The 17,100-nt window shown below is 69.4% G+C and carries 18 protein-coding genes and 1 riboswitch; of the genes, 7 read left to right on the forward strand and 11 right to left on the reverse strand.

Features of this window, described 5'->3' with window-relative positions; genetic code table 11:
- Positions 1 to 85 precede the first annotated feature (85 nt).
- Positions 86 to 349 (forward strand): acylphosphatase, encoded by a 264-nt coding sequence (locus CVO96_RS00885; RefSeq protein ID WP_103313222.1) that lies wholly within the window; start codon positions 86 to 88, stop codon positions 347 to 349.
- 71 nt (positions 350 to 420) lie between these two features.
- On the opposite strand, the gene CVO96_RS00890 is transcribed toward CVO96_RS00885, so the two are convergent.
- From CVO96_RS00890 to CVO96_RS00900, 3 genes are all read right to left on the reverse strand, one after another.
- Positions 421 to 924, reverse strand: coding sequence for a hypothetical protein (locus CVO96_RS00890; RefSeq protein ID WP_103309295.1), 504 nt, complete (start codon positions 922 to 924; stop codon positions 421 to 423).
- Between the two features lie 50 nt (positions 925 to 974).
- Complete coding sequence (locus tag CVO96_RS00895; RefSeq protein ID WP_103309297.1) at positions 975 to 1,529, reverse strand: P-loop nucleotide/nucleoside kinase family protein; 555 nt, start codon at positions 1,527 to 1,529, stop codon at positions 975 to 977.
- A gap of 128 nt (positions 1,530 to 1,657) precedes the next feature.
- Positions 1,658 to 2,095: an OsmC family protein gene (locus CVO96_RS00900; protein WP_103309299.1), complete on the reverse strand. Its 438-nt coding sequence runs from the start codon at positions 2,093 to 2,095 to the stop codon at positions 1,658 to 1,660.
- An 83-nt stretch (positions 2,096 to 2,178) separates the two neighbouring features.
- Here CVO96_RS00900 and CVO96_RS00905 point away from each other — a divergent pair, with 83 nt between their 5' ends.
- The gene (locus CVO96_RS00905) at positions 2,179 to 3,030 is read left to right on the forward strand and encodes an alpha/beta hydrolase (RefSeq protein WP_103309301.1); all 852 of its coding nucleotides are present in this window, start codon (positions 2,179 to 2,181) and stop codon (positions 3,028 to 3,030) included.
- Between the two features lie 51 nt (positions 3,031 to 3,081).
- On the opposite strand, the gene crtI is transcribed toward CVO96_RS00905, so the two are convergent.
- From crtI to CVO96_RS00920, 3 genes are all read right to left on the reverse strand, one after another.
- On the reverse strand, positions 3,082 to 4,782 hold the full coding sequence (gene crtI, locus CVO96_RS00910; protein ID WP_103309303.1) for a phytoene desaturase family protein: 1,701 nt from the start codon (positions 4,780 to 4,782) through the stop codon (positions 3,082 to 3,084).
- Positions 4,783 to 4,879: 97 nt separating this feature from the next.
- Entirely contained in the window at positions 4,880 to 5,776 is an 897-nt protein-coding gene (locus CVO96_RS00915; protein WP_243398103.1) for a phytoene/squalene synthase family protein, read from the reverse strand.
- 87 nt (positions 5,777 to 5,863) lie between these two features.
- The gene (locus CVO96_RS00920; RefSeq protein WP_103309308.1) at positions 5,864 to 6,592 is read right to left on the reverse strand and encodes a class I SAM-dependent methyltransferase; all 729 of its coding nucleotides are present in this window, start codon (positions 6,590 to 6,592) and stop codon (positions 5,864 to 5,866) included.
- An 80-nt stretch (positions 6,593 to 6,672) separates the two neighbouring features.
- Between CVO96_RS00920 and CVO96_RS00925 the strand changes: the two genes are divergently transcribed.
- The 3 genes from CVO96_RS00925 (at position 6,673) to CVO96_RS00935 (ending at position 8,733) form a co-directional block, all read left to right on the forward strand.
- Positions 6,673 to 7,506, forward strand: coding sequence for a phage holin family protein (locus CVO96_RS00925; protein WP_103309311.1), 834 nt, complete (start codon positions 6,673 to 6,675; stop codon positions 7,504 to 7,506).
- On the forward strand, positions 7,506 to 8,252 hold the full coding sequence (locus tag CVO96_RS00930) for a hypothetical protein (RefSeq protein ID WP_103309313.1): 747 nt from the start codon (positions 7,506 to 7,508) through the stop codon (positions 8,250 to 8,252). Before CVO96_RS00925 ends, CVO96_RS00930 begins: the two co-directional genes overlap by 1 nt.
- 94 nt (positions 8,253 to 8,346) lie before the next feature.
- Complete coding sequence (locus CVO96_RS00935) at positions 8,347 to 8,733, forward strand: Fur family transcriptional regulator (protein WP_103309314.1); 387 nt, start codon at positions 8,347 to 8,349, stop codon at positions 8,731 to 8,733.
- A 61-nt stretch (positions 8,734 to 8,794) separates the two neighbouring features.
- Here CVO96_RS00935 and CVO96_RS00940 read toward each other — a convergent pair whose 3' ends face one another.
- Complete coding sequence (locus tag CVO96_RS00940; RefSeq protein ID WP_133161717.1) at positions 8,795 to 9,373, reverse strand: hypothetical protein; 579 nt, start codon at positions 9,371 to 9,373, stop codon at positions 8,795 to 8,797.
- A 176-nt stretch (positions 9,374 to 9,549) separates the two neighbouring features.
- Entirely contained in the window at positions 9,550 to 11,589 is a 2,040-nt protein-coding gene (locus tag CVO96_RS00945) for a zinc metalloprotease (RefSeq protein ID WP_103309318.1), read from the reverse strand.
- A gap of 210 nt (positions 11,590 to 11,799) precedes the next feature.
- A riboswitch (SAM riboswitch) is annotated at positions 11,800 to 11,905 on the forward strand.
- A gap of 152 nt (positions 11,906 to 12,057) precedes the next feature.
- Between CVO96_RS00945 and CVO96_RS00950 the strand changes: the two genes are divergently transcribed.
- Both CVO96_RS00950 and CVO96_RS00955 read left to right on the forward strand, forming a co-directional pair.
- The gene (locus CVO96_RS00950) at positions 12,058 to 13,398 is read left to right on the forward strand and encodes an O-acetylhomoserine aminocarboxypropyltransferase/cysteine synthase family protein (protein ID WP_103309320.1); all 1,341 of its coding nucleotides are present in this window, start codon (positions 12,058 to 12,060) and stop codon (positions 13,396 to 13,398) included.
- A 5-nt stretch (positions 13,399 to 13,403) separates the two neighbouring features.
- On the forward strand, positions 13,404 to 14,393 hold the full coding sequence (locus CVO96_RS00955) for an alpha/beta fold hydrolase (protein ID WP_165795338.1): 990 nt from the start codon (positions 13,404 to 13,406) through the stop codon (positions 14,391 to 14,393).
- A gap of 11 nt (positions 14,394 to 14,404) precedes the next feature.
- On the opposite strand, the gene CVO96_RS00960 is transcribed toward CVO96_RS00955, so the two are convergent.
- From CVO96_RS00960 to CVO96_RS00970, 3 genes are all read right to left on the reverse strand, one after another.
- A complete protein-coding gene (locus CVO96_RS00960) occupies positions 14,405 to 15,403 on the reverse strand; it encodes an NPCBM/NEW2 domain-containing protein (protein WP_133161718.1) in 999 nt (332 codons plus the stop codon).
- Positions 15,404 to 15,602: 199 nt separating this feature from the next.
- Positions 15,603 to 16,400, reverse strand: coding sequence for a class I SAM-dependent methyltransferase (locus tag CVO96_RS00965; RefSeq protein WP_103309326.1), 798 nt, complete (start codon positions 16,398 to 16,400; stop codon positions 15,603 to 15,605).
- A 74-nt stretch (positions 16,401 to 16,474) separates the two neighbouring features.
- Entirely contained in the window at positions 16,475 to 17,062 is a 588-nt protein-coding gene (locus CVO96_RS00970) for a hypothetical protein (RefSeq protein WP_103309328.1), read from the reverse strand.
- Positions 17,063 to 17,100: the final 38 nt, after the last annotated feature.

Below are 17,100 nucleotides of genomic sequence, written 5' to 3' on the forward strand. Positions count from 1 at the left end.
GGGTGAGGCGTGCATTCGCCCCTGCCTCACCCAACCGTCAGCTTGGCCGCGAAGCCGGGGGCGGCCAGCCGTTACCATGCTGCACATGCGTCTGACCGCCCTCGTTTCCGGAACCGTGCAGGGCGTGGGGTTCCGCCAGTATGTCCAGCGCCGGGCCCGTGACTTCGGGCTCCACGGCTACGCCGAGAATCTGATCGATGGCCGGGTCGAGGTCGTGGCCGAGGGGCCGGAGGACGACCTGAGCCGGCTGCTGCACTGGATCCGGCGCGGCCCGCCCCACGCCCGCGTGACCGACGTGCAGACCCAGCAGAGCGAGGCCACCGGGCTCAAGGACTTCCACATCTACTGAGGCAGGGGGCTGAAGGCAGATGGCTGATGGCTGAGAGCAAGGGAGTAGGTGGCAGGCGGGGCGATTCGGCCTCAGAACAGGGCCCCCGCATGTGAGGCGATCAGCCGGGCGGCGTCGGCCGGGCCCAGGGCGGACGTGTCGATCCGGATGGCGTCCGGGGGCGGGGGCAGGCGACCCGATTCGCCCAGCGTGCGCCGCAGGATGGCGGAGTCGCGCAGCTTGGCGCGCTGCCGGCGCTCCGGGAGGGTCATCCGGCGTTCCAGCTCTGTCAGATCGCAGTCCAGCCACACCGGAACGTAGGCCGCGTTCCTGGCCTCCGCCACGCCGCGCAGCAGCGTCAGGGCCTCCGGGCCGGACGGGCGGCTGGTGAGGTAGCTCGTGAAGATCTGGCTCACGTCGCGCGGGGCGAGGCGGGCGGCCTGCAGGCCGATCAGGCGAACCTGCGAGGCCAGCGCGTGGATTTCTGGCGTGATGGGCCGCAGTCCATCGGCACCGTAGGGCTTGAACACCGCGTCGTTGAAGAGGTGGTTGTCGAGCAGCACGGCGCCGGTCAGCCGGGCCAGTTCCAGCCCCACTGTCCGCTTGCAACTCCCCGGCGGCCCGACGAGGTGGTAGACGACCGGACTCAGAACAGCGCTCCGGCGTGCGAGGCGATCAGCCGGGCCGCGTCGGCCGGGCCGATGGCGGAGGTGTCGATGGTGATGGCGTCCGGAGGCGGGGGTAGATTCCCGGCGCCGTCCATCAGCTCGCGCAGCTTCGCCGGGTCGCGCAGTTTCAGCCGCTCCAGGCGCTCCGGCAATCCCATCCGCCGCTCCAGTTCGGGCAGCGGGCAGCTCAGCCAGACGGGCACGAAGGGCACCCCGCGTGTGGCCGCGAGGGTTCTCAGCCGCTCGACGTTCTGCCACTCGCGCTCCTCGGCGGTCAGGTAGTTGGTGAAGATGTGGGCCAGCGTGCGCGGCGCGTGCAGGGTGGCGGCCCGTACGGCCCTGCGGATCTCGAAACACAGTTCCCAGACCTCGGCCGGTACTTCCGTGTCGCTGCTCACGCCCGCCGCCAGGAATACCGGATCGTTGGTCAGGTGGTTGTCCAGCAGCGCCGCGCCGGTCAGCGCCGAGAGCGCCTTGCCCACCGTGCGCTTCCCGCTCCCCGGCGGCCCGACGAGGTAGTAGAGGTGACTCATGGGCGCAGTGTCTCCCATGTCGGGGCCAGGGACATCGGCCGTCTGGCCGACCCGGCTGCCTCCACGCGACATTTCAGAGAGAAACGCCCCCGCACACGGCAGGGGCGTCCTCTCCAGACCGCCGAGTCCTATTCCAGGACGGCTTCGTGGACGATCTCCACGTTGCCCTTCATGACCCGGCTCAGGGGGCACAGCTCGGCTGCCTGCGCGACGTGCTTCTCGAATTCGGCCTGATCGATGTTCCCGACCTTGCCGCGCACCATCAGGCGCATGGTGCTCACCTTGAAACCGGCCCCCTCCTTGACCATCTCGCAGGTCGCGTCGGTGCGGACGTCCTGCGGGTCGTGACCGTGGGCGGCCAGCAGGGCGCTGAGCTGCATGGTGAAGCATCCGGCGTGGGCGGCGGCCAGCAGCTCCTCGGGGTTGGTGCCCACCCCGTTCTCGAAGCGGGTGCCGAAGGAGTACTGCGCGTCCTTCAGGGCGCCGCTGCCGGTGCTGATGTTGCCCTTGCCGCTCTTGAGATCGCCCATCCACTGGGCACCCGCCTTCCTCGCGATATCTGCCATGATCCCAGTCTGCCGCGCACACACGGGCGCTGTCCCCAGACGGGGGTTTACATCGACTTCATGGAGGGCCGTACACTCGGGCCATGCACAGTCAGGAATGGGCGGTGGCGGGCGCGCCCGTCAGGGGATACCTCTGGGCGGCCGATCCGGCGAGAGGCGCGGTGCTGCTCTCGCACGGCTTCGGGGAATACGCCGGGCGCTACGTGGAGCGCTACCACGGCCTGATTCCCGAGCTGGTGCGGAGTGGCCTGAGCGTGTATGCCTACGACCAGCGCGGGCACGGGGCCTCGGGGGGGCGCAAGGCGGTGGTGGACATGGCGCACCTCGTCGCGGATCACCTAAAGGCCCGCGAGGCGCTGCGGAGCCAGCCGGGGCCGCTCTTTCTGCTGGGCCACTCGATGGGCGGGCTGATCTCGGCCGCCAGCGTGGCCCGCGACCCGCGCGGCGTGGCCGGCGTGATCCTCTCCAGCCCCGCCCTGCTGGTGGGCGAGCACGAGCCCGCCTGGATCAAGCGGCTGGCGCCGATCATCGCCCGGATCGCGCCGGGGCTGACCACCACGGATCTGAGCACCGGCAGCCTGTCGCGCCTGAGCGACGAAGTCGCCGCCTACGAGGCCGACGAGACCATGTACCACGGCAAGGTGCCGGCCCTGACCGCCGCGAGCATGCTCGGCCTGAGCGGCGCCCTGTGGTCGGACTACCCGCGCTGGACGGTGCCCACCCTGGTCATCCACGGCACCCACGACCGCATCACCGATCACCAGGGCAGCGTGAGGTTCGTGGACACCATCGCCTCGGCCGACAAGACGCTGGTGCTGGAGGAGGGCGGCTTCCACGAACTGCTGAACGACGAGCCACGCGAGAAATTCAGGGAGCTGCTGGTGGACTGGCTGCGGGAACGGGCGCCGCTGTCCGGGGATCGTCCGACGTCCTGAAGCAGCGTCGGGACACCTGCGGAGTGTCGACCACGCCGCCCCCTCCAGCCCTCAGTCCGCCGCGCTCGGTACCCGGCTGCCCGCCTGCTCGGGCACGCCGTCGCGCACGCTGGGGTGGATGCCGAAGTCCTCGGCGATCAGGCGGGCCGTCATCTTGGCCGACATCATCACGGAGGGGGTGCCGCCGCCGGGCTGGGCGCCCGCGCCCACCATGTACAGGTTCCTCACGTCCTCGGAACGGTTGTGGGGGCGGAAGAAGGCGCTCTGGATCAGCACCGGCTCGGGGCCGAAAGCGTTGCCCAGGTACGAGTCCAGGGTGCCCGCGAAGTAGTCGGGCGTGATGAACTCCGAGTGCGTCAGGCGGGCACGCAGGTTGGGGATGTAGCCGCGCTCCTCCAGAAAGTCGTAGACGCGCTCGACCAGTTTCGGCCCCTCGACCGTCCAGTCCAGGCCGCTGGCGTTGTGGGGCACGGGCACGAGCGTATAGGCGGCGTGGTGGCCCTCGGGCGCCAGGCTGGGATCGGTCAGGGTGGGCACGTGCAGGTACTGGCTGAAGTCCTGGCCCAGCACCTTCTGGCCGAAGATCTCGGTGAGCAGCGCCTCGTAGCGCGGCCCCAAGATGATGTTGTGGTGCCGCAGCTGCAAGTCGGCGCCCTCCCGGCGGAAGCCGAAGTAGATGACCAACAGGCTCATGCTCTGGCGGGCGGCCTTCACGCGCAGGTCGGTGTTGACCAGCCGGGCCGCCGCCGGCACCCGCCTGAGGTAGGTGTTCGCCCAGTCGCCGTTGCTGACCACGATATCGGCGCGCCGCTCCTGGCCGCTCTCCAGCCGCACGCCCCGCGCCACCCGCCGGCCGACGGGCGCCCTGACCGCCCGGCCCCGGTCGTCCGTGACCAGAATCTCGTCCACGCCCTGGCCGTACTCGATGGTGCCGCCCAGCTCCTCGAACTTCTGCACGAACGCCCGCACCAGCGCGCCCGTCCCTCCCATGGCGTAGTGAATGCCCCAGGTCTTCTCGACGAAGTGGATCATGGCGTAGATGGCGGGCACGCTGAGCGGATTGCCGCCGACCAGCAGGGTCTCGAAGGAGAAGACCTGGCGCATCTTGGGGTTCTCGAAATACTTGCTGGTGAACGAGAACAGCGTCCGCACCGCGTCCAGGCGCATCAGGTCGGGCACGACCCGCAGCATGGAGGGCACGTCGCCGAAGTGGGTGTAGCCCAGCTCCAGGAAGCCGCGCTCGAAGATGGCGCGGGCGTCCTCGTGGAAGCGCTCGTAGCCGGCCAGATCCTCCGGGGCCAGTTCGCTGATCTGCCGGCGTGTGCTCACCGGATCGCCGTCGTAGTCGAAGAAGGTGCCGTCGTCGAAATAGATGCGGTAGAAGGGCAGGATGGGCACCAGCTTCACGTAGTCCCGGGTGCGCGGGCCGCCGCTCTCGCCCTCGCGCACCCGGGCGTCCTCGGCGAGCACCTGCGCGGGGTAGTCGGGCTCGGCCAGCATGGCCTTGTCGCGTTCCAGCGCGAACAGTTCCTCGATGAAATGGGGCACGGTGATGACGGTCGGCCCCATGTCGAACACGTAGCCGTCCTCGGTGCGCTTCTGGTAGGCGCGGCCCCCGGGGGCGTCGAGGCGTTCCAGGATGGTGGTGTCGAAGCCCAGGCTCTGCAGCCGGATGCCCAGGCTCAGGCCGCCGATGCCCGAGCCGATGATCAGCGCGGTCTTGCGCGGGGTGGGGGGAGTGGGAAGGGTCATGCCGGGGATACCTCCCGCCACGCGCGGGGCGCGGCGAAATCAGGGGAAGCGGATGGGGAGGCCGGCGGGCCGGGAGGGGCCGCCGGGCCGGAAGGGGTCAGGGAACGGGCGCGCCGCGCAGCTCCCACCACACCTGGGGCAGCAGCAGCAGCTTGCGCGGGCCGCTCACGTAGGCCCGGCGCCCGAAGTTGTCGAAATCGTTGCGGGCCAGATCGTCGAGGATGCCCTCGTAGGCGCGGGCAGCGGTGGCCACGGCCAGTTTGGCGCTGCCGTGCAGCATCGGGATCCCGGCGCGGCCCTGGGCGTACCACTCGCGGGCCAGGGCCGAGAGTTCCTGCATCAGCGCGCGGTACTCGGGGGTGACCTCGCCGCGCTCCAGGGACTGCCGGCTGACCCCGTGGCGGGCCATCAGGCTGGCGGGCAGGTAGACCCGGCCGCGTTCCAGATCCTCGCCGACGTCGCGCAGGATGTTGGTCAGCTGCATGGCCTGCCCCAGCTTGAGGGCGTGATCCAGCGTGCCGCTACCGCCCTGGTAGCCGCTGATGGGCGCGATCATGAACCCCACGACCCCCGCGACCCGGCGGCAGTAGAGGCTCAGATCGCGCATGTCCTCAAAGGTGTGGCCGCGCACGTCCATCAGCAGCCCCTCGTGCAGCTCCTGAAAGGCCGACAGGGGGATGGCGTAGGTGCTGACGGCCCAGGCCAGGGCCCGGTCGACCGGGTCTCTGCCCGGCTGGCCCTGGAAGGCCCGCTGGGTGCGCTCCCACCAGTCGCTCAGCGCGGCCTGGGCATGGTCGCCGGCACTCTCGTCGGCGATGTCGTCGCCGCAGCGGCAGGCCGCATAGACCGCCCAGACGGCCTGCCGCTGACGGGCGGGAAAAAAACGCGAGCCCAGGAAAAAGGTCTTGCTGTGGGCCCGCGTCACGTCCCGGCAATGATCCACCGCCTGCTTCAGGGTGGCAGGCGCGTCGGGTGGGGAAGTTCCATCAGTCACAAGGTTGTCCTTGGGGCGAGTGTACGGGGTGCCGGGGGCCACAGACCTCCCACTTTCTTACAGACTTCTTTCACGGCCTGTCCAGCTTCAGGTTTGATCAAGCCCAGGAATGGGGGCCGCTTTCTGATATCGCTCGAAGCGTACCGCACCCATGCTCAGACCATCGGTGAGCGCACATCCGGGCAGCTGCCGAGCCACCCAGGCCGGATCAGGAAAGCTCAGCCCCCCCAGGGCGGGCCGGGCCAGCAGGGCCTGCAGCGGCCCGCCCGTGCGCTGAAGGTACATCAGCCAGAGCTGGCCGCCGGGCCGGATCACGCGGGCCAGCTCGCGCAGGAAGCGGGCGGGGTCGTGGGTCTCGTTCAGGGTGGCGCCCACGGTCACGCCGTCGAAGCGGTCGGCGGGCAGGTCGCTGCGCTCAATGTTCAGCTGGGCCCAGTCGATCTCTGCAGCCGGCTGCTGGCGGGCGCCCTCCCGGAGCATGGCCGGGCTCAGATCCGCCGCGAGCACCCGGCAGCCGGCCGCGGCCAGTACGCCCGCATAGAAGCCCGTGCTGGTGCCGGCGTCGAGCCACCACTGACCGGCGGCGGGGCGGCAGCGATCCCGGAACAGGGCCGCCTCGCGCCGCAGCCCGAACGGTTCTCCGGCCAGCAGGCCCAGCGACACCCGGCGCCAGGAGCTGTAGCCCAGTGCCGTCAATGGAGAGAAATTGCTGCGCTGCGCCGCCGTCAGCCCTGCTCCCGCGCCGGGCTGCACCGCCACTGCGCCGGGCTGTGCCATCTTGTTCAGGTTTTCTTTGCGGTGCGAGGAAACGGGCATACGAGTCATTATGCTGGGGCAATCAGGCCGGCCCGGTCACGCCAGTCGTGGTGACGGGGAGGCCAGGAGCGGAGGGTGGCATGGAAGAACGAAAGAGTATGGGAAGCGCACTGGTCGATGTGGTCGACGCGGGCGTGACCCTGGTAAAGTCCGAGATCAACGGAGTGGCGCGCAGGGTCGGCGACATCGCCAAGGCCAAGGGCATCGGCGTGGTGCTGCTGCTCGCGGCGGTGGGGCCGCTGGTGATGGCCCTGATCTTCCTGATCCTGGCCGTGTTCTACGGCCTGATCCGCCTGGGCGCCGGGCCGTGGTTCGCCGCCCTCCTGATCGCGCTGCTGAGTCTCGTGGTCACGGGCGCCTTGATCTTCATCGGCCTGAAGCGGCTGGGCGCCGAGGTGAAGACCGAGGAGCCGCTGGCCCGGAGGAAGGACATGGACGATTTCGACGACGATCAGGTGTACTCGGCAGGTGACGCTCCCTCGGGCGCGGCGAACCGCCAGCCGGACATGAACCCGGGCAAGGCCCCGGCGAACGCGGCCGGCCAGGACTGGAAGATCTCTCCGGACGCCCCGAACGCCGCGCGCTCCGGCAGCCGTCCCAACGACAGCGTGGAGGTGCCCCGCGACCCGCAGAAGCAGGCGGCGGGTGAGAACCGAGTCGTGGCCGAGCGGGCGGGCAGCGCCACCGTGCGCGTCGAGAAGGGGACGACCACCGTGCCGGTCTACGAGAGCAATCCGGACGGCAGCGCCAGCAACTACGGCAGTGAACTGAACGACAAGCTCGACAGCCATGGGCACGCAAAGAAGCACCATGACCCCAAGCTGCAGGAGCCCGTGGTGCTCAAGGACGCTCCGGGCATCCCCGTGACCACCGCACCCACCTTCCGCGACGACATGATGAAGGGGAAGAACTGATGGCCGGCGACTCCCAGGCGAACCTCACCGAGCGTGAGGAGGCGCGTGAACGTCTGCGCGCCAGTATCGACGCGCTGACCGAGCGGGCCAGCCTGCAGGTGCAGATGGAAAAGGAGCCCCTGAAGATGCTGGGCGGCGCCTCGGCCGTGGGCGCCCTGCTGGGCATGGTGGTCGGCCGCCAGTTCCGCCGCAGCCGCAAGATCTATGTGGACGCGGCCAGCCCGGTCAAGCACCAGAAGGCCCTCATCAGGGCCCAGAACAACAAGTCTGGCAGCAGCGTGGGCGGGGCGCTGGTGGCCACCCTGGGCACCCTGGCCCTGAAGACCCTGACCGAGAAGGTCATCACGCCGCGCCTGGAGGGCTATGCCAACGGGCTGCTGGAGCGCTCCGGTCAGGCCCCGGCGGGCGGTTCCGGCAAGGCCGGCACCCCCGGCCCACAGGCCAGCCGGGCGGTCACGAGCCCCGCGGCGGCGTTCGAGGCGCGGCGCTCCACGCCGCTGGCAGCGAGTCTGGCGCCAGCCAGCGCCCCGTCCAGCCCCCCCGCCGTCAGCCCCGCCCGGGCCTCCGACACGGCGAGCACGCCGGCTGGACTGGCCCCGGTCACGGGTGCCCCGGCGACTGCTCCCGCCACCGGCACCCCGGCGGCCCACGCGGGCGTCCTCCCGCACCCACCCAGCCAGGTGGAGGCCAAAGCCCAGGGCAGCGTGATCGACCCCGAGCAGATGGCGAACCCGAACCGCCGCTGACCAGGCGGCCGGGGAGCCGGTGCCCGACTCCGCCCACCCCCGATGGTGGGCGCTTTGCCTGTCCGGACGTGGGGGGCCTGCTACCGTAGATCCCATGACCGCCCAGCGCAGCACCCGCCAGCGTGACGTGATCGCGCGTGTTCTGGAGGGCGCCGAGGGCCCGCTGGCCGTAGGTGACGTGCTGGAACGGGCCCAGGCGACGGCCCCCGGCGTCGGGATCGCCACCGTGTACCGCACCCTGAAGCTGCTGTGCGACCAGGGCCGCGCCCACCCGGTCACGCTGGACGGCGACACGCTGTACGAGGCGAGCGGCAAGGGCCACCACCACCACTTCTCCTGCACCCGCTGTGGCCGGGTCTTCACCCTGCATTCCTGCCCGGTGGCCCTGCCCAGCGGCACGGTCTACCCTGGCGGTTTCGTGGTCGAGACCCACGAAGTCACCCTCTACGGACGGTGCCCCGAGTGTGTGGCCGCTGGCTGAAGGACGGCCCGCACAGAGGTCGGATGAGACGCGTAGGCCCAGACGTCCGCCTCCGCTCGTTTCAGCGCCGCAACTGACCGAGCAGGCGCTGGACGATCTCGGTGTTCATCCGGTCGCTGAGATAGGGATTCCAGCCGGGATCGGCCAGCAGGGCGTCGAGCACCGGCCGGCCGCCCGGGACGGTCAGGGCCAACACGGCGAGGGGCAGCCTGGCCGGGCCATCGGGGGTCGCCAGCCGCGCCCGGCTGAGCAGGAGGCGGGCCCGCTGCTCCCGCTGCGCGAGGTGACGTTCCAGCGCCGCCTGTCCACCCGAGTCCAGGGCCGACTGCACCGCCTCGACCAGCCGGCGGGCCTCGCCGGGGGTCAGGCGGGGCTTCCCGCTCAGCTGCGCGAGATCGGCGCCCAGAGGGGCGCGCGCCTCCGGCCGCACCCGCACGGCGCCCCGGCCCAGCAGGTCGCTGAGCGCATGGACGGTCTGGAGCAGCGTCACCGTGGCCTGAGCAGCGCCGAGGTTCGCCGTCATGGACGCCGGACGAGCCGGAGTCGGCCCAGGAGGGGACGGCGGCTGGGGCACGCGGGCCAGCGCCCCCGGGGACAGGGCCACGACCACGCACAGCCCACGGGCGAAGGCTCGGAACATGGGTTCACAGTACGGGCGCTCGATGACGCCCGTCTGAACTCCGGCGTCCGCGTCCCCGTCCACTCCCTCCGACCCGTCCGATCCGCATCACATGGCCAGGGCGGGCCGACCCAGCCGTCTGCGCTGGCACCGGCCCGCCCTGTGCCCTGGCATCCCTTCAGCCCGGGCAGACCCGCTCAGCGGCCCAGTCTGAGGGCGCGCTGGGCGGCGGTTTCTTCCGGGAAGATCACCAGCCCCTTCTGCGGGCGGAAGGTCGGGCTGTAGCGCGCTTTTTTGCCCTGGGTGCTCAGGCCGTTCAGGTTCTCGTACCAGCGGTAGGGCTGCACGTTCACGCCCGCGCCCCTCGCGGCGTCCAGCACCTGCCGATAGCCCTGGTGCGCCAGCTGCGCCGCGCCCAGGTAGTCGAGCGCGTCGTACTTCTGCTGGGCCTCGCGGAACAGCGCGTCGGCGCCCTGCACGCTGGTCTTGAGCGCCGGCGCCTTCTGGGCCTGCCGGCTCAGTTCGAGGATGGCGTTGGCGTTGTTCAGGTAAGCGGCGCTCAGGTACCGGTACTGACTGTCGAGGTTGAACTGCCCGAAGGTGCGCGACAGGTCGTTGTAGGACATGATCGTGGCGCTCTGGTCTCCGGTGTTCACGAACAGGAAATCGCCGCTGGGCCCGTAGGAAACGTCCTGCTCGCTGTCGTAGCCGTCGTGCGGGTGGGACAGGCTGAGGTGGTGGCCGATCTCGTGCACGGTGGTGTCCGTGAAGCCGTAGCCTCCCAGTTTGGTCGTCTCGGGGGTCAGGAACGAGTAGACGAAGCTCTGGGTGCCGGTCTCTCCGTCGTCGTAGGCGATACCCAGCAGGCTCTCCTGGCTCTCCTTGTCGTCGTTGAAGGCGTAGACGGGCAGCAGGTAGCGGCCGGCGGGCGCCGCCTTGTAGGCCTGACGCAGCTCGTTCACGCCGTAGCGGAACAGGGGCTCACCCGCGAAATCGGCGTAGTCCGGCGCACAGACGTCCTCGATCTTGACCGGGAAGAAGCACTTGTAGACGGTCGCCAGATCCCCGCTCAGCGGCGCCTGCTTCACCGTGGTGCTGAAGGTCGTGAAGGGCTGCAGCACCTTCACCCGTGTCTCCACGAGCTTGGCATCCAGGACGGTGCTCGGCGCGGCCGCCCCCGCGCCCTGCTCGACATGCAGATCGAGCTGGATCTCCTCGGGCAGCTGTGGAGGCGTCAGCGCCGCGCGGTAGATCGGGCTGGGCGTGAACAGCAGATTGATCGCCGTGTAGCGGGCGACCCGTGCCAGATCGGGGCTGACCTTTCGCGCGTAACCGAGGCTGGCCTTGCGGGTGCCGTATTCCCAGATGGGCGGCATCCGGTAGTCCGGCACCTTGTCTCCGTCGACATCGGGGTTGGTGACGTCGTAGGCCTGCGTCCAGGGATCGGGGTTGGCCGAGAGGTCGTAGAACCACACGCGCTGAGCCGGTGCCTGGTCGCGCACACTGCCGCCCCAGGCGATCAGGCGCCGACTGCCCCGGGCGCCGAAGGGAGCCTTGGTGTCGGTGTCGGCGGCCTCGGCCCGCGTGTAGCTGTGGAACTTGAAGTCCGGACGGTCGTACCAGTTCACGAAATAGGTGGTGTACTCGCCGGGTTTCACCCCGACCCTGGCCCCGTTGTCGGCCAGCCAGTTCTCGGTCTCCCGCGCGTCGATTTCCAGGTTCCCGGTGATCTCACGGTTGATGTTGCCGGCCGGCGCCTTGCAGTCCGGTTCCTCCGTCTCGGGGTTCAGTCCCTGGCAGTTGTACTGCCGCTGCTGAAAGGTCAGCGGCTTCTCCTCGCCCTGCTTCATCACATACCCGAAGAAGGCGTCCTCGAAGGCCTGGTCGGCATAGGTGTAGGAGTAATCGAAGTCGAAGGCGTTTCCGGTGGGCTCAACGCGCCCGTAGGCGCTGGGAAAGCGGTTCACGGCGGTGTACGTCTTCGGCAGGATCTGGTCGAAATCGCCCGTGCTGATCTGCCGGGCAGTCGCCACCTGCCCCGGCGGGGTCTGCCGGTAGCCCACGAAGACGATGTTGACCTTCAGTTTCGTCCTGATGGTGGCCTGCTGGCCGGGCTGCAACGTGGTCAGGCGACCGAAGTCGGTGTCGGTGCCCGGAGCGCCGCCGGGCGTGTTCTGACCCGCGCAGGCGGTCAGCAGGGCGCCCAGCAGGGCAGCGGCCAGGACGGTCTTGTTCATGTGGACTCCTGAGGGGCCAACCGGCCCCAGGGTGGCGGCGAGGCCACGGGTCGGGGGACGACGTCTCGACTGGTGGGCTGAACTGACGCTGGAACTGGGTTGAGCAGGAGGAAGTGTAACCGGATGTGGCGGCTCACGAAGTGGGCAACCGTCTTGACCTCCTCGCCCGGCCGGCGTTAGGCTGTCCTGGCTTTCCGCGTGGAAGCGACCCCATCAAGAGCGCCCGAGAGACCTGGCTCGCAGACGGCGCGGCAACCGAACCTCATGACGTTACGGTGCCAAGGCCAGCCCCCCGGGCATGGGTCGACGATGACCGCCGGGTGGGATCGATCGGGAAGGTCACGCGTGATGATCCACACTCACACAGCGCCCCTTCTCGCCTCACCGAGAGGGGGTGTGCCATTTTCTGGCCCACTCCCGCACCGCCCCAGATCCAGTGTCCTGGAATCAGCGCGAGGAGGCCCCGCCATGGCCCACAAGTTCGAGACCCTGCAGGTTCACGCCGGCCAGAAGCCGGACCCGACCACGGGCGCCCAGCAGGTGCCCATCTACCCCACCAACTCCTACGTGTTCGAGTCGCCCGAGCACGCCTCGGCGCTGTTCGGACTGCGCGCCTTCGGGAACATCTACAGCCGCATCATGAACCCGACCAACGCCGTGCTGGAGGAACGCATGGCCGCGCTGGAAGGCGGCGTGATGGCGCTCTCGGTGGCCAGCGGGCACGCCGCGCAGTTCCTGGCGATCACGAACGTCGCGCAGGCGGGCGACAACATCGTGTCCACGCCCAACCTGTACGGCGGCACGGTCAACCAGTTCCGCGTGACCCTGCGGCGCCTGGGCATTGAGGTGCGCTTCACCGGCAAGGACGAGCGGCCCGAGGACTTCGCCGCGCTGATCGACGACCAGACGCGCGCGGTGTATCTGGAGACCATCGGCAACCCGGCGCTGAACGTGCCGGATTTCGAGGCCATTGCCGCCGCGGCGCACGCGCGGGGCGTGGCCGTGTTCGTGGACAACACCTTCGGCGCCGGGGGCTATTTCTGCCAGCCCCTGCGGCACGGCGCGAACGTGGTGCTGCACTCGGCCAGCAAGTGGATCGGCGGGCACGGCAACGGCATCGGCGGGATCATCGTGGACGGCGGGAACTTCGACTGGGGCAACGGGCGCTACGGGCTCATGACCGAGCCCAGCCCCAGCTACCACGGCCTGAACTTCTGGGAGACCTTCGGCGAGGGCAACCCGCTGGGCCTGCCCAACGTGGCCTTCCTGATCCGTGCCCGCACGGAAGGGCTGCGCGACCTGGGCCCGACCCTGGCGCCGCAGCAGGCGTGGCAGTTCCTGCAGGGGCTGGAAACCCTGAGCCTGCGCGCCGAACGCCACGCCCAGAACACGGCGGCGCTGGCCTCCTGGCTGGCCGCGCACCCGGACGTCCGGAAGGTGACCTACCCGGGGCTGAGCAACCACCCGCACTACGACCGTGCCCAGCACTACCTGCCGCGCGGGGCGGGCGCGGTGCTGACCTTCGAACTCCGGGGCGGGCGCGCGGCCGGCGAGGCCTTCATCCGCTCGGTGAAGCTCGCGCAGCACGTCGCCAACGTGGGCGACACGCGTACGCTGGTCATCCACCCCGCCAGCACCACGCACTCGCAGCTCGACGAGGTGACCCAGCTGAATGCCGGAGTCACCCCCGGTCTGGTGCGCGTGTCGGTCGGCATCGAGCACATCGACGACATCCGCGAGGACTTCGCGCAGGCGCTGGCGGCGGCGCTGGAACAGGCCACTACCGAACTGGCCGGGGGGGAGGGGTGACGGCCCTGTCGCACCCGGCCCCGACCGCGCCCCTCACGCCCACAGACGACCCGACCCCGGAGGACTGTGCGCCGCAGACGGTCACGCTGTTCCGCCGTGACCCCCTGCTGCTCGACTCCGGCCACGCCCTGAGCGACATTCAGGTGGCCTACCACACCTACGGCGAGCCGCGCCCGGACGCGACCCTGGTGCTGCACGCCCTGACCGGCAGCAGCGCCGTGCACGAATGGTGGCCGGAGTTCCTGGGCAGGGGGCGCCCGCTCGACCCCACGCGCGACTACGTGGTCTGCGCCAACGTCCTGGGGGGCTGCGCGGGCACGACCAGTGCCGCCGACCTGCAGGGCACCCCGCTGACCCTGCACGACATGGTGCGGGTCGGGCGGGCCCTGCTGGAGCACCTGGGCGTGCGCCGCGTGCGGGTGATCGGCTCCAGCATGGGCGGGCTGCTGGCCTACGCCTGGCTGCTGGACTGCCCCGATCTGGTGGAACGGGCCGTAGTGATCGGCGCTCCGGCCCGCCACTCCCCCTGGGCCATCGGCCTGAATTCGGCGGCCCGCGCCGCCATCCGCGCGGCCCCCGGGGGCGAGGGACTGAAGGTGGCCCGCCAGATCGCCATGCTGTCGTACCGCAGCCCGGAGAGCTTCGCGCTGACCCAGAGCGGCGCGCGCGTGCCCGGCGTCCCCGCCATCACGTCTTACCTCGACCACCAGGGCGAAAAGCTGCAGCGGCGCTTCTGCGAGCACAGCTACCTGACCCTGACCGCCGCCATGGACGCCTTCCAGCCGGGCGACGCCGAACTCCGCCGCATCCAGACCCCGGTGCTGGCCGTCGGGATTTCCAGCGACGTGCTCTACCCGGCCGCCGAGGTGCGCGCTCAGGCCGCCTTGGTGCCCGGCAGCACCTACTGGGAACTCGACTCCGTTCACGGCCACGACGCCTTTTTAATGGACGCGCAGGACTTGCCGGACGTGGTGGGGGCGTTCCTGCACTCCTAAGTGGGTTCACTCTAGGTGCAGGTGTTGAGGGTCAGAGGCGCCGGATGAACATGGCCAAATTCCTTGAAATAGTCCTCCAGCACAGGCTCCAGCTTCTCCTCAGCTCCGTTGACCCCATACAGAGACGCTGAAACATTGACGGCTACCTTAAAACGGGCCGGGAAAGTCGTAGTAGCGTAGATCCTGTTTGGCTCGGCGACGTCCAGTTTGTCAACGATGGGACTGCCCACAATCATCCTGAACGAGATGGGGCCGCTGGGCAGCGTAGTGTTCTGGATTCCCCGATCTTCAACCACCAGAGTCAGCTCCACCCTGCTGTCGACCTGGGGCAGACACAGCGAGTCGGGTTCAAAGTGAAAACCGTAATCGATGATGCGTCCCAGGCGCACGCAGGTCACTTCGGGGTTGACCCAATCAGCATGGTCGAAATTGATGCCGTCCCCGGCATCCGCCACCACGAGCTTCAGTTGCCACCCCTCGGTCAGATCCACGTCGACGTGCCGGGTGGCGCTCGCCCCGGTCATGGTGCCGCTGGCATACTTCTGGACGCCATCTACCAACACCAGAAAGTTCACGCTGCCGCGGTTCCCCACCTCGTCGTCCACCCCGACATCGGCGGTAAAGCGGGTACACCCCGCATCGTTGTAACCCTGCAAGTTGAAGACCATCTCGCTGTGAGCATGCGTGCCGAAGCCCCAGGCATAGGACGTGCCGTTCAGGGTGAGCGGCCGACCGTCGTGGGGGCCCTGTTCGCCGTTGCTGCGGTTCAGCTCGATTGGCCCCCAGCCGCTTTTCGCCGCCAGGATGGTCTCGTACTGCAGTGTGTTCCTGGTCGGGGTCAGGCGCTGAGCCATGAGCTGCCCAGCAGGGGCGGTGTAGCTCCACGGATAGGCCCGGCCTCCTGCATAGGGGCCGACTTCCGGGCCACCAGCCGGGGTCTCCATGCCACACGCTACCAGCAGACCGCTCAGACCACAGGCGAGTAGTACCAAACGCACGGGACGGAACATGTCGTCCTCCTGACCCCACAGGGAGAAGTCGCTCGGCAGCGCAACAATGTGGGATTTCTTGCAGTTTACCGCGACGCACTTCAGAAGGGATGTGGACGAGTCCACCGAATCTTGGGCGACGTCATCATGGCCGGTGCCGGGGGTGCCAGGCCACCAGGAGTCCGCTGAGGCCGATCGCCTTCACCTATACCGACGATCCTCAGCAGGTGCCCCTGACTGCCCAGGCCCGCGCAGCGAGCGCGATGGTGCCGTCCGCAGCGGGGACGAGGCGGGCCTGAACCTCGGCACGAACCCTCTCCCGCGTGTCGTCGTCCAACGACGCCAGGTAGGCCGGTGCGGGGCCCTGCCTGCCCAGAAAAGGTGTCCAGTAGTCGCTGAAATCCCTGAACACAGTCGGAATATCGATGGCGTGCACAGCCACGTCCTTCAGATGGTGCTGTCGCCAGAGGTCAGTCAGCGCTTCCGGCCGACAGATCGGAAAGCGGTCTCGTTCGTCCAGGGCTCCGTCATTCGGATTCACTCGGGCCACCGCGTCCCAGAACACCCGCATCATCTCCATGCCCTCGGCATAGTCCCAGACGTAGGCGGCGACGGTTCCACCGGGGCGCGTGACCCGCATCATCTCGCGCAGCATGGCCGCGTGATCGGGCACGAAATTGAGCACCAGCCCCGAGACGGCCACGTCCGAGGAAGCGTCGGCCAGTGGCAGATCCGTGGCGTCGCTCACGACGAAATGAGCGCGCGGGTCGGTCATCTGGGTTCGCACCGCCTCGATGAAGCCCTCGGAGCGGTCGACGCCTGTGACCGACGACGGAGTGCAGGCCGTGAGGATGCCCGCTGAGAGCGCTCCGGTGCCGCAGCCGACATCCGTCCACGCACCCCCGTCGGGCAGGGCAAGCCAGTCGAGAAACCGCCGGGCCACGGGCCGGCTCCAGCGGCCGACGTACCGCTCATTGGCGTCCGACGCTCCCCAGTTCTCCAGCGGCTGAGTGCCCATTGCTGGCCCTCCTCGACGTGATGCACAGGGTCGGAACCCAGCGTACTCCCCCGGCGGGGCGGGCGATGTGACCGTCAGCCCCCCGTGAACAGCCGACCCACCGCGCGGATGAACTCGTCGCGCCGCTGGAGCTGCTCGGGCGTGTAGCGTTCGCGCAGCCGCGCCTCCTTGAAGGCGGCCACGTCCTCGCCGGGCCCAAGCGCCCAGGTCTCCAGCGGCGTGCAGGCGATCTGCATGTCGTGGCCCCACTCGTTCGCCGGCAGCCCCGCCGCCCGCGCCGCCAGAGGCCACGTCGCGTCAATCAACCGGTTCCCGCCGGATTCGTGCAGCACGAGGTAATTGTGAACGTCGATCACAGGCTCGCCTTCCCAGGCCGCCAGCTCCGGCGCCGCGCCGTCCGGGAGGCGGATTTCCTGTGTGCAGGCGTAGATGGTGGACTCCAGCCCCAGTTCGGAGTACAGCGCGGCCAGCAGCTCGTGTTTGGTGCTACAGGTGCCGCGCCACTCGCGGATCACGGTCTCGGGTTCATGGCCGCTGGCCCGCGCATACGGCAGGTCGCGCACGAGTTCGAACAGGTCGCGTTCGTCGGGCAGCGCGTGGCCGGAGCGCTGGCCCCGGCGCACGGCCTCGGCGTGGAGGAGTTGGGCGAGGGGACGGGTCATGGGAATATTGTGGCGCAGCTAAAACGTGAAGTCAGCGA

The sequence above is a fragment of the Deinococcus koreensis genome, assembly GCF_002901445.1.
Classification (GTDB): domain Bacteria; phylum Deinococcota; class Deinococci; order Deinococcales; family Deinococcaceae; genus Deinococcus; species Deinococcus koreensis.

What these genes read in the sequence shown, in the direction of transcription:
- CVO96_RS00900 (WP_103309299.1), bottom strand. Translation starts at nt 2,095, where the DNA reads ATGGCAGATATCGCGAGGAAGGCGGGTGCCCAGTGGATGGGCGATCTC.
- CVO96_RS00920 (WP_103309308.1), bottom strand. Translation starts at nt 6,592, where the DNA reads ATGCCCGTTTCCTCGCACCGCAAAGAAAACCTGAACAAGATGGCACAG.
- CVO96_RS00905 (WP_103309301.1), top strand. Translation starts at nt 2,179, where the DNA reads ATGCACAGTCAGGAATGGGCGGTGGCGGGCGCGCCCGTCAGGGGATAC.
- CVO96_RS00895 (WP_103309297.1), bottom strand. Translation starts at nt 1,529, where the DNA reads ATGAGTCACCTCTACTACCTCGTCGGGCCGCCGGGGAGCGGGAAGCGC.
- CVO96_RS00970 (WP_103309328.1), bottom strand. Translation starts at nt 17,062, where the DNA reads ATGACCCGTCCCCTCGCCCAACTCCTCCACGCCGAGGCCGTGCGCCGG.
- CVO96_RS00950 (WP_103309320.1), top strand. Translation starts at nt 12,058, where the DNA reads ATGGCCCACAAGTTCGAGACCCTGCAGGTTCACGCCGGCCAGAAGCCG.
- CVO96_RS00930 (WP_103309313.1), top strand. Translation starts at nt 7,506, where the DNA reads ATGGCCGGCGACTCCCAGGCGAACCTCACCGAGCGTGAGGAGGCGCGT.
- CVO96_RS00945 (WP_103309318.1), bottom strand. Translation starts at nt 11,589, where the DNA reads ATGAACAAGACCGTCCTGGCCGCTGCCCTGCTGGGCGCCCTGCTGACC.
- CVO96_RS00885 (WP_103313222.1), top strand. Translation starts at nt 86, where the DNA reads ATGCGTCTGACCGCCCTCGTTTCCGGAACCGTGCAGGGCGTGGGGTTC.
- CVO96_RS00935 (WP_103309314.1), top strand. Translation starts at nt 8,347, where the DNA reads ATGACCGCCCAGCGCAGCACCCGCCAGCGTGACGTGATCGCGCGTGTT.
- CVO96_RS00960 (WP_133161718.1), bottom strand. Translation starts at nt 15,403, where the DNA reads ATGTTCCGTCCCGTGCGTTTGGTACTACTCGCCTGTGGTCTGAGCGGT.
- CVO96_RS00940 (WP_133161717.1), bottom strand. Translation starts at nt 9,373, where the DNA reads ATGTTCCGAGCCTTCGCCCGTGGGCTGTGCGTGGTCGTGGCCCTGTCC.
- CVO96_RS00925 (WP_103309311.1), top strand. Translation starts at nt 6,673, where the DNA reads ATGGAAGAACGAAAGAGTATGGGAAGCGCACTGGTCGATGTGGTCGAC.
- crtI (WP_103309303.1), bottom strand. Translation starts at nt 4,782, where the DNA reads ATGACCCTTCCCACTCCCCCCACCCCGCGCAAGACCGCGCTGATCATC.
- CVO96_RS00965 (WP_103309326.1), bottom strand. Translation starts at nt 16,400, where the DNA reads ATGGGCACTCAGCCGCTGGAGAACTGGGGAGCGTCGGACGCCAATGAG.